Source organism: Sphingomonas sp. AP4-R1 (assembly GCF_013113735.1).
GTDB lineage: Bacteria > Pseudomonadota > Alphaproteobacteria > Sphingomonadales > Sphingomonadaceae > Sphingomonas_I.
The window spans coordinates 3,751,989-3,762,852 of record NZ_CP053346.1; the positions used below are offsets into that span (position 1 = coordinate 3,751,989).

Sequence of the window (10,864 nt, forward strand, 5' to 3'; positions counted from 1 at the left end):
CGCTCTTCGCGACCATTGCATGAAAAAAGCCCTGTGAGCGTCCGGGTCAGGCGATGTGAACGAGGGTCCATAATATCGCCAGCATCACGATCGGACCGACCAGTTGATAGACAATTGCCTTCGTCCTGCTGCCATAAATTTGCTCGCCGCAGCTAACAGAGATCCGTGATTTGCGATTGTAGCCGAGCAGAAGAGCGGCAGTCACGCTCGCGACCAGCGAGGCCTGAAGAAAACCGGTCCGACCGATCCAGTGCCAGACCGGATCGTTGAGCGGCCTCACCGAAAACAATAGTCCAGAGGTCAACACAGCCACCCCGGCCATGGCACCCGCAGACTTGATCGCCACATACCCAAAAGGGGGTGGGGAGATCGTGCGGCTGCCGATCACAGCATCGATCCCGCAGGCCGCCCAGATCAGCGCCCATTCGAGCGACGCGATGAGCACCAGCAGGAGGAGCAGGGTCGCGGTCAGAAAGGTCGCGATGAGCGGGGTGCCAAACTGGTCGTCCCAATAACCCAGTGCCCGACCCAGCTGCGCCAACGGCGCCTGAAGTAGCGTCGTGAACGGCAGGCCCATGAGCGTCATCGTTCCCAGCCAAAGGCCGGCGGCTGCCCACATCGCGCTTCGGCCCGAGCGCGACCCGCCATTTCGCAGATGTGCCTCGTAGAGATCGGGTGTCAACCAGAGCGGGACCGTCAATAATGCGAGCCCCTGCCGGGCGCCGGAGCCTGCGAGCCCATCCGCGAGCCACGGGTAAGGCTCACGGAAGAAGGCGGCGGTCCACCTAAACCAGGTCGCGCTGCTGTTGCTTGCCACTCGCCAGATATTGTTGAGGAGGGTGGCTTCGTCAAACCGTCGGTTGGCGGACGGCCCGTTCAGTTGCCTCTCGCGTGCGGTGAAGCGCCGACAGCCTCAGCCCACGCCTCAGCATCCTGCACATCCCAAAGATGGGCGAGATGGACGATCCAACACTCTGCCAAATCCTCTGTTAGGGCGATCAGAGCCGTTCGTCCTGCACGTCGCCGTCGCCCTTACGCGGTCTGCACCTCGAAAGAAAACCAGGTACCCTCGGCATGATCATAGAGCTGTACCCGTTGCTCGCTCACCGTCGCGGAGAAATGGCCTGCAGACCCTCTGTCATACCCGCGCGCCGCATCGCCGTCGATCTCGATATGCACGGAGGTTCCCTCGCGCGCGTCATGGAGATCGGGAAGGCTGCCCCCGAACCTGGCATCACGATCGCCGTCATACCCTTGCAGATGCTCACCCAACGCCTCCGCCGCAATCCGGAGGTGGCGCGCTGCCGTATGATCATAAAGGCCGGCCACCTTTTTGCGTATCACGAAGGCGTGGGCAGAGGCTACGACGATGGCGCGAATATGGGGCTGCATGCTGCCGCCTGACATCCCCGTCGCCAGGGATCAAGCCCCGTATTCGACGCGATCGCCAGCAGCTCATCTTCCCTTTGCGCCTTTGACCGTGCGCTGCGCGCCGGAGCGCGCACCCGCCAGAACAGGGCCGCAGGATATCGATTTCGCATCGCCCGGATCCACGAATGCCAGCAAGGCAGCGGGTGGCGCCAGAGCTGCAAGGCCAAGGCCGATGCCGACCCGACCGAACAATTGAGGGCTGAGCGGCCGGATGGTCGGGGCTGCGAAATAGCCGCCGATACCGACGGGAGACTGACCGGAGAACAGACTGAATTTCTTCGCATCCGCGCGGATGCCGATGTCGATCTTTTCATTCCGGAATGACAGGCTGCCACGACCGGCAATCACATTCTTGCTCGTGTCGATCAGGATCGGATCGGCGGTCGCGATGCCGTCTTGCACCGTGAAGGCAATCAGGCCGCAGTTGATGGACACGGGCTTCTTCAGCTCGTTCTGCAGCATGCGCTGGACGAACACGCCCAGATCCAGCTCGACCAGCTGGACATTGCGCATCCAGAAGGTGCCTCCAGGCACGATGAAGGCGATGCGTCCTTGCGCGGTGGCGAGACTGTCCCGCACGCTATCACCAATCCCGACCAGCTTCGCGCGGCCCTTCACCGTGCCCGTCGTGCCCGCCTCGATCGCCCCGAAGCCCGCGAGCAATTGGCCGACCGGGGTCGGCAGAAGCCGGATGTCATAGGTCGTGCGTGCCGGTCTGGCGCGGGCGTCGATCGTCACGTCCGAAGTCACCCGGCCTCGCGCCATCGTGAACGTCAGCGGATTCATCTTCAGCAGCCGATCGTCGAGGGACAGAGTGAGATCGATGTCCGACAGCGGCACGTTGCGGGACCGCACCGCATCGACATGCCATCGCAGCTTGGCATCGAAGGCTCGCAAGGCTTCAATCCGAAGCTGTGCATCCGGGAGCAGTCGAGGCGTACCCTTCACGCGGGTGACAGCGCCCGCCGCGCCTTTGGCGGCAATCACGTCCGGATTGTAGCCGATGAACGGTGCGGCATCGACAATATCGAGTCTGCGGGTGGTGAGCGCTGCCTCCACGCGAACGCGCGGCTCGATGTTATGGACCGTGAAGGCGCCGGCGAGGTCGCTGTCTCCGAAGCGACCCTGCATTCCCGTGAAACGATATTGATCCTCATGCAGGACCAGCCGGGAGGCCAGGGCGTAGCCGCGCGTATCCGGTACCACGACGCCGATGATCTCGAGCAGACGGGCAAGATTGTGACCGCGGGCAGACAGCTGCAACGGCACATCCTCCAGTTCGGCAAGGCTCGGCAGCGTACCACGCATATCGACGACATTGCCCGCCGCCGTGGCGTGCAGGATCAATCGGTTGCGCCCGCGCTGCACGGTGCGATTGGGAGACAGAAGCGCCCCCGAAACCATGAAAGGTGTGGCCCGGATCGTTCCATTCCCTGCGAACCGGATCGCCGATCCGATCCGCGCGCCTTCCGACCTGATGGTCTCAAATCGCAGATCGGTCAGTAGCCTCAGCCTCGGATCGCGGTAACGCAACGTCGTCTCGGTCAGCCGGGCCTCGTCGATGACGGGCAATGTCAGCGGTCGGCCGTTTTTCTTGTCGCTGAAACTCCAACTGTTTCGACGATGCGCTTTGTCCCATTCGAGATCGATCGCCGCACCCGTCAGATCGAGCGAGTGAAAGCTCCATTTCTTGCGAAGGAGGCTGAACGGAGCTGCACGGGCCTCGATCCGCCGGGCGCTGAAGAGAAAGGGCTTCGTCGCATAGTTCGGATTCGCGATCGTAAGCCCGTCAACAACCAGTTTCAGCGCGAACGGGTCGAAGTAGAGCTGGAAGTCACCGCGCACCCGCACCTGGCGGTGGAGCTGCGATCCCGCGATACGCTCGAACGGGCCGCGCAGGAAACGCCCCTTCGTCACGAACAGGATCATCCATAAGGTCGCCAGGATCAAAAGAAGCCCGGCCACCATCCACAAGAGCCGACGCAACCATAACGTCCTGCGCATGCGTGACGGATGAGCGATCGATTGCGTAATATCCAAAAGGCCCTTCCAAATCCGCCGGCGGGACAATGAACGGGGGGTGGCCCTGTTTGTGCCGTGAGCCACACGTCAATCCGCTCCGAGCGCCGCGCTGCACATGTCCGTCCGGAATTCCGGCCGAGACGCCAGAACGGCCCGTTTCGAGCAGCGCACGGGCTTCGTGCACGCTGATGGGTCGAAACCGCGCAAACCAGCCCGACCTCAGAGTGACCAACGACAAGCGCGGCACCCCGGCCCCCAAGAGAGAGGCGCTTCTCTCTGCATGGGCTCCGACGCTGCGCCGCCCTCCCTCTGGCCTTACTCTAAACCGGGACGCCGGCCGAAAGGCCCGCGCGAGCTGCCCGCTGCCCGCGCCCGATATTTGCTGACGCGCCGCTCTGCGCTTATTCCTGCTGCATGTCCGATACCTTCGATCTGGACCGCTACGTCGTCGCCCAGAAGTCTGTCTATCCGGAGGTCCTCGCGGAAATTCGGGCGGGCAGGAAGCGTACGCACTGGATGTGGTTTATCTTCCCGCAGATCGCCGGACTGGGGTCCAGTGAGATGGCGCGCCATTACGCAATCGCGTCGTTGGAGGAGGCCCGCGCCTATCTCATCCATCCGCTTCTGGGGCCTCGGCTCATCGAATGCGTGGGCGCCCTTCAGGGCCTGGCCACAGCGGATGCGGCTTCGGTTTTTGGGCCGATAGATGCGATGAAGCTGCGATCCTCTCTCAGTCTGTTCACGGCGGCAGGCGGGCCACCCATCTTCCAAGCCGCCTTGGTTCGCTGGTTCGGCACCCCAGATCCGGCGACCCTTGAGAGACTGCGTGTGGTGTAGTCGGCGGCGGGCCAGGAATAAGCGGACCGCTCTTGATGACGGTCGCGGCCGCCTCATCCGATCGGGACATGTCCAGCAGACGATGCTCTTCCAACGTCTCAGGAAATGGCAGGCGTCGCTCCCGACGAGGCGAGCACGCGGCGCGCAAAGTCCGCTGCGGCCGAGAGGCCGTCCTGGGCCACCGAGTGGCCGAGACCGGGCGAGACATGCGTTTCGACCCTGACGTCGACCGCCGCCAGAGTGCGTGACGCCATCTCCATCGACCGGAACGGCACGACCTGATCCTCCGTCCCGTGCACGAGCAGAACCGGCGGCCGGCTGCGCATGTCAGCGGCCAACCGCTCCGGCGCCACGAGCATACCGGAAATTCCGATGATGCCTGCGATCGGCTGCTCCCTGCGCAGACCGACGTGAAGCGCCATCATCGAGCCCTGACTGAAACCGATGAGCAAAAGCCGATCGTCGGGAAGCTGCGCCTGTGCGAGTTCGTGCGTGATGAACATGTCCAGCCCGGAGGCTGCTGCGTCCGCCCCGGACGCACGCTCCACGGGCGAGAAACTCTCGATCGGCCACCACTGACGGGCGTTTGCCATGTGCGGGATCTGCGATGGCGCCTCAGGCGCCACGAAGCCGGCGTCGGGCAGAAACGGCTGGACCAGAGCGGCCAACGAGATGAGGTCGTCGCCATTCGAGCCATATCCATGCAGGAGGATAACCAGCGCATTCGGTTTCCCTCCGGAAGCAGGGGAGAGGCGAGGGCCGTCCAGCAAGCGATGTCCTTTCACGGTTGGTCGTGGAGCGACATAGGCTTTGCGCGTTGCTCGGCCAGAATCTGCCAGCCCGTGATGAACAGAGCGGCTGTCAGCGGGCCGACCACGATTCCGCTCAGGCCCACGAGTTCGATGCCGCCAAGTGTCGTCACGAGGACGAGCCAATCGGGGATCCCCGTGTCGCGACCGACAAGGATCGGCCGAAGAATGTTATCGGCCAGACCGATGATCATCACGCCGGAGCCGATCACGATCGCCGCCTGCCAGATTGCGCCGGTTGCAAACAAATAGACCGCGACCGGGGCCCAGATGATCGCCGGACCGACCGCCGGAAGAAGGGCTGCGATCGTCATCAACATGCCCCACAGTAGAGCGGCCGGAAGCCCGACGATCCAGAAGGTCGCTGCGCCAAGCGCCCCCTGGACGAGTGCCACGACACCCGATCCCTTGACCGTGGCGCGCGTGACGGAAACAAATCGCTCCGTCAGGCGCCGCGAAACATCGTGTTCGAGCGGTAGCGCCTTTTCCAGAGCGGGGCCGATGCGATCGCCATCCCGCAGGAGGAAAAAGGCCACGTACAGACCGACACCAAAGGCGAGGAGAAATCCCGCCGCATTGGCTCCGATCAGGAACGCGCGGCGGGCAAGCATGCTCGCGCTCTCGCTCAGCGCCTGCGAGATCCTGGTCTGCGCGCGCTCAAGGCTTCCGAAGCCGGTACTGTCGAGCAACGCTTGCAGACGGACGGGAAGAGCGCCGTGGACGCGTTCGAAATAAAGCGAGAAATCGATCTGGCCGCTCCGGAGCTGCGTGTAGACGCCTGCCGCCTGATCCACCACGAGGCTCCCGATCACAACAGCCGGTATGACCACGGCCACGGAGATAATGAGCAAGGTTACGGCAGCCGCGATGTTGCGGCGGGTCGGCCATCTGCGCAGGAGCCGCTGAAAGAGTGGCTGGAACAGGAGGGCAGCCAAGGCCGCCCAGAGCAGCGCGCCTGCAAAACTCGACACAATCATGGCCAGCGCGACGGTGATGAGCGTCAGGAAAACGATCAGGCCGCCGCTCTCAATCCTCCCCGAACGGATAGCCATATCGTCTCGATCTCCCTTGTTCGCCGAAGATGCGCCAACGTCCGAGCATGACGGGCCGCCTCACGAAAGGCCCACGCCCTGTTTGCCGTGGCAGCGCCAGCAGCAATGGTACAGCCCCTCGGGCCGGCGATCCGATTGTCTCTTGCCCTTCGGCTCGATGATCAATGTCGTCATCGACGGGGCCTGCCGATGCCGCCATGCTGGCTCGGGGAGGGACAAGACGGTCGCAATGCGAGACGGCGGAGAGGGGACCAGGCCCGCGCCATAAAAGGAGCGGGTCCTTGAACCACCCGAACCTGGACTGGCCGGGCGCGGGGGTCACGTGGCCGGGAGATCCGCGGACCGGCGCGCCATTACCAACCGGCAGTTCCGGGGCGGACACGAAGCCCGGACCCGCACACGCTGCTGCACTGTCACGTCACCGGACTCTTCCGGCGTCTACAAGGCCCGTCTGGTCTCCTGTCAGGGCGATGTCCGTGCCGGTCTTTGCCGAGGGGTGCAGCCGATCCGTCTCAGACGGGTTGTCATCGAGCACTGTCGAGCGAGGCGCGAATGCCGATTGAAATTGAATTGAAGCTGGAGGTGACCTCCGAGGCCGCCACGGCGATTGGAGCATCGGATCTTCTTCGGGACGAACCTTCCTTGCGTTCGCAGCGCGCGCTCTATTTCGACACGCCGGCTCGCGACCTGGCGAAAGCCGGTATGTCGCTCCGGATCCGCCAGGAAAATGACACACGCATCCAGACCGTCAAGGCGAGCGGCGGCACGACGGCCGGGCTGTTCGCTCGTTCCGAATGGGAGCAGGAAGTCGACACCGATGTTCCCATCCTGGATGACACGACCCCGATACGGTCCGTGCTCGGCCGCGAAGCCGACGATATCGCTCCGATCTTTCAGGTAGCGATCGAGCGCCGGTCCTGGACCGTGGAAGAAGGGGGCTCCGTCGTCGAGCTTGTGATCGATCGCGGCCGGGTGGAAGCGGGCGATCGTACCGCCCGCATCGTCGAGATCGAACTTGAGCTCAAATCGGGCACGCCGGCAGCGCTCTTCGCGGTGGCGCACCGCTTGGATGCGATCGCACCGGTTCGTCTGGGCGTGTTGACCAAATCGGAACGCGGCTATCGATTGTCGGACGCCCCACGTGCCGCCATCAAGGCCGGGCATCTGACGCTCAGACACGACATGACGTCGGCCGAGGCCTTCCAGACCATCGTCCACGCTTGCATCCGGCATTTCCGATTGAATGAGGCGCTGCTGGTCCAGTCGCGCGAGGCGGATGCATTGCATCAGTCGCGGGTCGCGCTTCGCAGGCTGCGATCGGGCTTTTCGATCTTCAAGCCGATCCTGGCAGACCCAGAGGGCCGCCGGCTCCAGGAAGAGCTTCGATGGCTCGCCGGGGAACTAGGGAGTGCGCGCAATCTCGACGTCTTGCTCGAGCGCACCGAGCCAGGCGAACTGCGCGACCGGATCGCCGGCGCGCGCGAGCGTAGCTACGATCATGTGCAGGCTACGCTGGCCCACCGCCGCGCGCGCGCTGTGATGCTGGACCTGGCGGAGTGGACCGCCGACGGTGCGTGGCTGGACGTGGCCGACACCGCTTCCGATCGCACACGGCCCGTCCAGGATTTCGCATCGCGCGCGCTCGATCGTTTCCGCAAGAAGGTGAAGAAAGACGGACGTGACCTGAGCTACGCCGACGACCATGCACGGCATGAGGTGAGAAAGGACTCGAAGAAGCTACGCTATGCTGCTGAGTTTTTTCGATCTCTTTTCGATCGGAAAAACGAACGACGGCGCTACAAGGCTTTCATCGCTGCGCTTGAGAATCTTCAAGAACAGCTCGGCGCGCTCAACGACCTGGCAACAGCGCCAGAGGTGTTGAACGGCCTCGGCCTGACTGACCACATCGACGTCGTGTCCGCGGCCGCGCGACAAAAATCGGCCATGATCGAGGCGGCCGCGGAGGCCTATGAAAATCTGGTCGATACCAAGCGCTTCTGGTGATGGGGAGCAGACCCCGGCGCGCGAGCCCGGGGGCGCGCAGGGGTTTGTCGCTGGCGTTCGGACATCAGGTGCGCCCAAGCTGTTCCTTGAGGGCATCGATCCGGATGGAGGCGTCAGCCTTGCTAAGATCTTCCGGCGGCAATTCTGTTCCTGCTTCCTCGCTGAGCGTCGTAAGATAGGAAGCCTGCGCGCCGGTCATCGGCTCATCTCCCGAGACCCACTCCACCGGATCCTTCTCGGTATTCGATCCGGGATGCTCGTCGAGTTTGGGATTGTGCATCGGATTTGACATCATCTCTTCCTCGTTCTTCATTTGTTCTGAACGAAGAAGCGACGGCCATGGTTCCCGGACACGTCGGCGGTCTCGCATCGTCACACCGGGCATCATCTCGGGCCGACGCAAGAAGGCAGAAGATGCCAACGACGCCGTTGCCGCTGGGCCAAGGGCGACGGATGCTCCGGTGGCGAGGCTGAAGAAGAGACGGCCGATCACGACCGTGAACAGCGTGTCATTGTCGGCGCCGCGCTTTCGACACGACGCCGACGGGCATCCGATCAGCCGTTCAGACGGTCCTTGATCGCCTTGGCTGGTGTGAAGCCCAGCTTTTTCGACGCTGCGATGGTGATCGCAGCACCGGTCGCCGGATTACGACCCTGCCGCTCGGGCTGGTCCTTGACCTTGAACTTGCCGAAACCGGCGAGCGAAACCTCGTCGCCCTTGGCGGCCGCTTCGCCAATCGCTGCAAATATGGCGTCGACGATCTTCTTCGCATCCGTCTTCGGAATGCCCTGGCTGGCTGCCACGGCGTCTGCGATGTCGGCGTTGTTCATTCCTGCTACCTTCTTTCTTTAAAGCCATCAGCCAAACGGGGCGGAAGAGGCGGGTTGTGCCTCACTGCCCCGTTCATCCAGCCATAGTCGTTCCGCCGGCAGAGCAAAGCCCCCGATCCGGTCATAGCTGCCCCGCGCGGCGGTTCGGGCGAAGCGGATGCGGCGCCCGGCAGCCGACGCGAGCCGGGCCCCGCGCTGACAACCTTTGGGGCAGCGTTCCATTATTCAAATGGGCGGTGGAAGACAAAATGCCATGACGGGCGGCATGGATCTCCGTCGCCGCGTTTCGGAAAGCGTGGCTCTATCCTTGATCTTTGGTCGATCTCTCCGGCCCACCGTCATGTCTCTCACGTGCAACCCGGAGGTGAGTGCGCGAAAATTGCCGAGAATGTTACAGAAATATTGCAATTTTCAGCAAAGGACGCTCTACGTTGCGTAGATCAAGCGTAACCGCCGTCCGGCGTGAGAGGATTGTCGGCTCCCAGCGTGGAGAAAGGCACTGAGCGCCGTCGCGCTCGCCGAGGACACGCCAATGATCTATTTGGCCAAGTTGGAGCGGCTCCTCGCGGCATTCCGAGATGCCGTCACCGAGCATGCGCTGTACGAAGCGCTTCTTGCCGCGACGTCGGAGCTGGGCTTCTCCCAGTTCGCGATGGGACATCATGTCGACCTGTCTCGACCCGCGGCCGACGCCATCCGTTTGACATCCTACGATGCGGACTGGATCGAGCATGTTGTCGAACGGGGATACTTTGTCGACGACCCGATTCATCTTGCGAGCACGAGAATGCCGCACGGCTTCATGTGGAGCGATGTGAAGGACATTGTCGAGCTGACCGCGCGGCATAAGCAGATACTGGCGGAGGCACTGGGTTTCGGGCTCGTCAGCGGCTTTACCATCCCGGTGCATATTCCCGGCGAATATCATGGCACATGCACATTTGCGGCATCCTCCGACGATCGTCCCAGCGACACCGCCTTATGGGCAGCGCAGCTTTGCGGCACCTTCGCGTTCGATGCAGCCCGGCGGATCATGCGATTGCGGGGGAATTCGGAAAACATGCCGGTTCCCGGGCTCACTCCCCGTCAAATGGATGCGCTCGTCCTGGTGGGGCGTGGAAAGAATGATGGCGAAATAGCTGAATTGCTGGGTGTTAGCCGATCTACCGCGCACGAGCATGTCGAGGGGGTGAGACGGGCGTACGGCAATGCACAGCGACCGCATCTCATCGCGCGCGCATTGTTCGACGGGCAGGTCAGCTTCACCGATCTGCTGCGGCGATGATCGCATGAAGCTGCGCTTCGCTACCCGGATTGCGGCACCTCGCCGCCGGACCGAAACGCCCGGGTCAGTACCACTCGCGCGGCAGCCGGGTAATCCGCAGGATGCACGCCGTCACGGGAGGCAAGTGCCGCCAGATCAATGGTGCGGTCGCCATGCCGGCTGGCAGCGCGATAGACGCTCCAGGCGCGAGGGCGGGAGCGGGGGTAGATCCAGCTTATCTGGCCGGCACGCAGCCTTTGCCTCAGCCGCACAATGTCGCGATCGAAAGCAGGGCCTGTCGCGTCATTCGAGCCGGCGGACACGATGACAAGATCATAGTGCTTCGCCGGCACGAGGGCGCTGATGTCGCTCGTCGTCGCCCCCACCCGAGCCCGGACATCGCAACCGCTCGGCCACAGGATGGTGATCGCAGCCGCGATCCCAAGAGCGATGCTATCTCCGAGGATCAGACACGATGACATAGGCGGACCGCGCGGAGCGGAAGAGGAAAGAGGGTGGGAAAAGGGGGTAGCCAATAGGGTGGGTGGTCGGCGACGAATGTGCGGGGCGGTGTGCGAGGGGCAGTGCCGTTGCGCCGCCTGATCTTATAGGAT

At 63.3% G+C, this 10,864-nt stretch carries 11 protein-coding genes; 3 read left to right on the forward strand and 8 right to left on the reverse strand.

The window, feature by feature from the left end:
- Nucleotides 1-46 precede the first annotated feature (46 nt).
- The 3 genes from HL653_RS17125 to HL653_RS17135 all read right to left on the reverse strand — a co-directional run bounded on the left by HL653_RS17125 (nt 47) and on the right by HL653_RS17135 (nt 3,417).
- Nucleotides 47-586 carry a hypothetical protein gene (locus HL653_RS17125; RefSeq protein ID WP_171745592.1) on the reverse strand — a complete coding sequence of 180 codons (540 nt, stop codon included), beginning with the start codon at nt 584-586 and terminating at the stop codon, nt 47-49.
- A 446-nt stretch (nt 587-1,032) separates the two neighbouring features.
- Nucleotides 1,033-1,407: a hypothetical protein gene (locus HL653_RS17130; protein WP_253716990.1), complete on the reverse strand. Its 375-nt coding sequence runs from the start codon at nt 1,405-1,407 to the stop codon at nt 1,033-1,035.
- A gap of 48 nt (nt 1,408-1,455) precedes the next feature.
- Nucleotides 1,456-3,417: an AsmA family protein gene (locus tag HL653_RS17135; protein WP_253716992.1), complete on the reverse strand. Its 1,962-nt coding sequence runs from the start codon at nt 3,415-3,417 to the stop codon at nt 1,456-1,458.
- A gap of 450 nt (nt 3,418-3,867) precedes the next feature.
- On the opposite strand from HL653_RS17135, the gene HL653_RS17140 reads away from it, so the two are divergent.
- Nucleotides 3,868-4,290: a DUF1810 domain-containing protein gene (locus HL653_RS17140; RefSeq protein WP_171745594.1), complete on the forward strand. Its 423-nt coding sequence runs from the start codon at nt 3,868-3,870 to the stop codon at nt 4,288-4,290.
- A 98-nt stretch (nt 4,291-4,388) separates the two neighbouring features.
- On the opposite strand, the gene HL653_RS17145 is transcribed toward HL653_RS17140, so the two are convergent.
- Both HL653_RS17145 and HL653_RS17150 read right to left on the reverse strand, forming a co-directional pair.
- On the reverse strand, nt 4,389-5,060 hold the full coding sequence (locus HL653_RS17145; protein WP_171745595.1) for an alpha/beta hydrolase: 672 nt from the start codon (nt 5,058-5,060) through the stop codon (nt 4,389-4,391).
- An 11-nt stretch (nt 5,061-5,071) separates the two neighbouring features.
- Nucleotides 5,072-6,151, reverse strand: coding sequence for an AI-2E family transporter (locus HL653_RS17150; protein ID WP_171745596.1), 1,080 nt, complete (start codon nt 6,149-6,151; stop codon nt 5,072-5,074).
- A gap of 552 nt (nt 6,152-6,703) precedes the next feature.
- Between HL653_RS17150 and HL653_RS17155 the strand changes: the two genes are divergently transcribed.
- Entirely contained in the window at nt 6,704-8,155 is a 1,452-nt protein-coding gene (locus HL653_RS17155) for a CHAD domain-containing protein (protein WP_171745597.1), read from the forward strand.
- 64 nt (nt 8,156-8,219) lie between these two features.
- On the opposite strand, the gene HL653_RS17160 is transcribed toward HL653_RS17155, so the two are convergent.
- Both HL653_RS17160 and HL653_RS17165 read right to left on the reverse strand, forming a co-directional pair.
- Entirely contained in the window at nt 8,220-8,447 is a 228-nt protein-coding gene (locus HL653_RS17160) for a DUF3072 domain-containing protein (RefSeq protein ID WP_171747060.1), read from the reverse strand.
- A gap of 263 nt (nt 8,448-8,710) precedes the next feature.
- Nucleotides 8,711-8,986 carry an HU family DNA-binding protein gene (locus tag HL653_RS17165; RefSeq protein ID WP_171745598.1) on the reverse strand — a complete coding sequence of 92 codons (276 nt, stop codon included), beginning with the start codon at nt 8,984-8,986 and terminating at the stop codon, nt 8,711-8,713.
- Nucleotides 8,987-9,518: 532 nt separating this feature from the next.
- Here HL653_RS17165 and HL653_RS17170 point away from each other — a divergent pair.
- Nucleotides 9,519-10,271, forward strand: a complete 753-nt coding sequence (locus HL653_RS17170) for an autoinducer binding domain-containing protein (RefSeq protein ID WP_171745599.1) — start codon at nt 9,519-9,521, stop codon at nt 10,269-10,271.
- 20 nt (nt 10,272-10,291) lie between these two features.
- On the opposite strand, the gene HL653_RS17175 is transcribed toward HL653_RS17170, so the two are convergent.
- On the reverse strand, nt 10,292-10,732 hold the full coding sequence (locus tag HL653_RS17175) for a hypothetical protein (RefSeq protein WP_171745600.1): 441 nt from the start codon (nt 10,730-10,732) through the stop codon (nt 10,292-10,294).
- Nucleotides 10,733-10,864 lie beyond the last annotated feature (132 nt).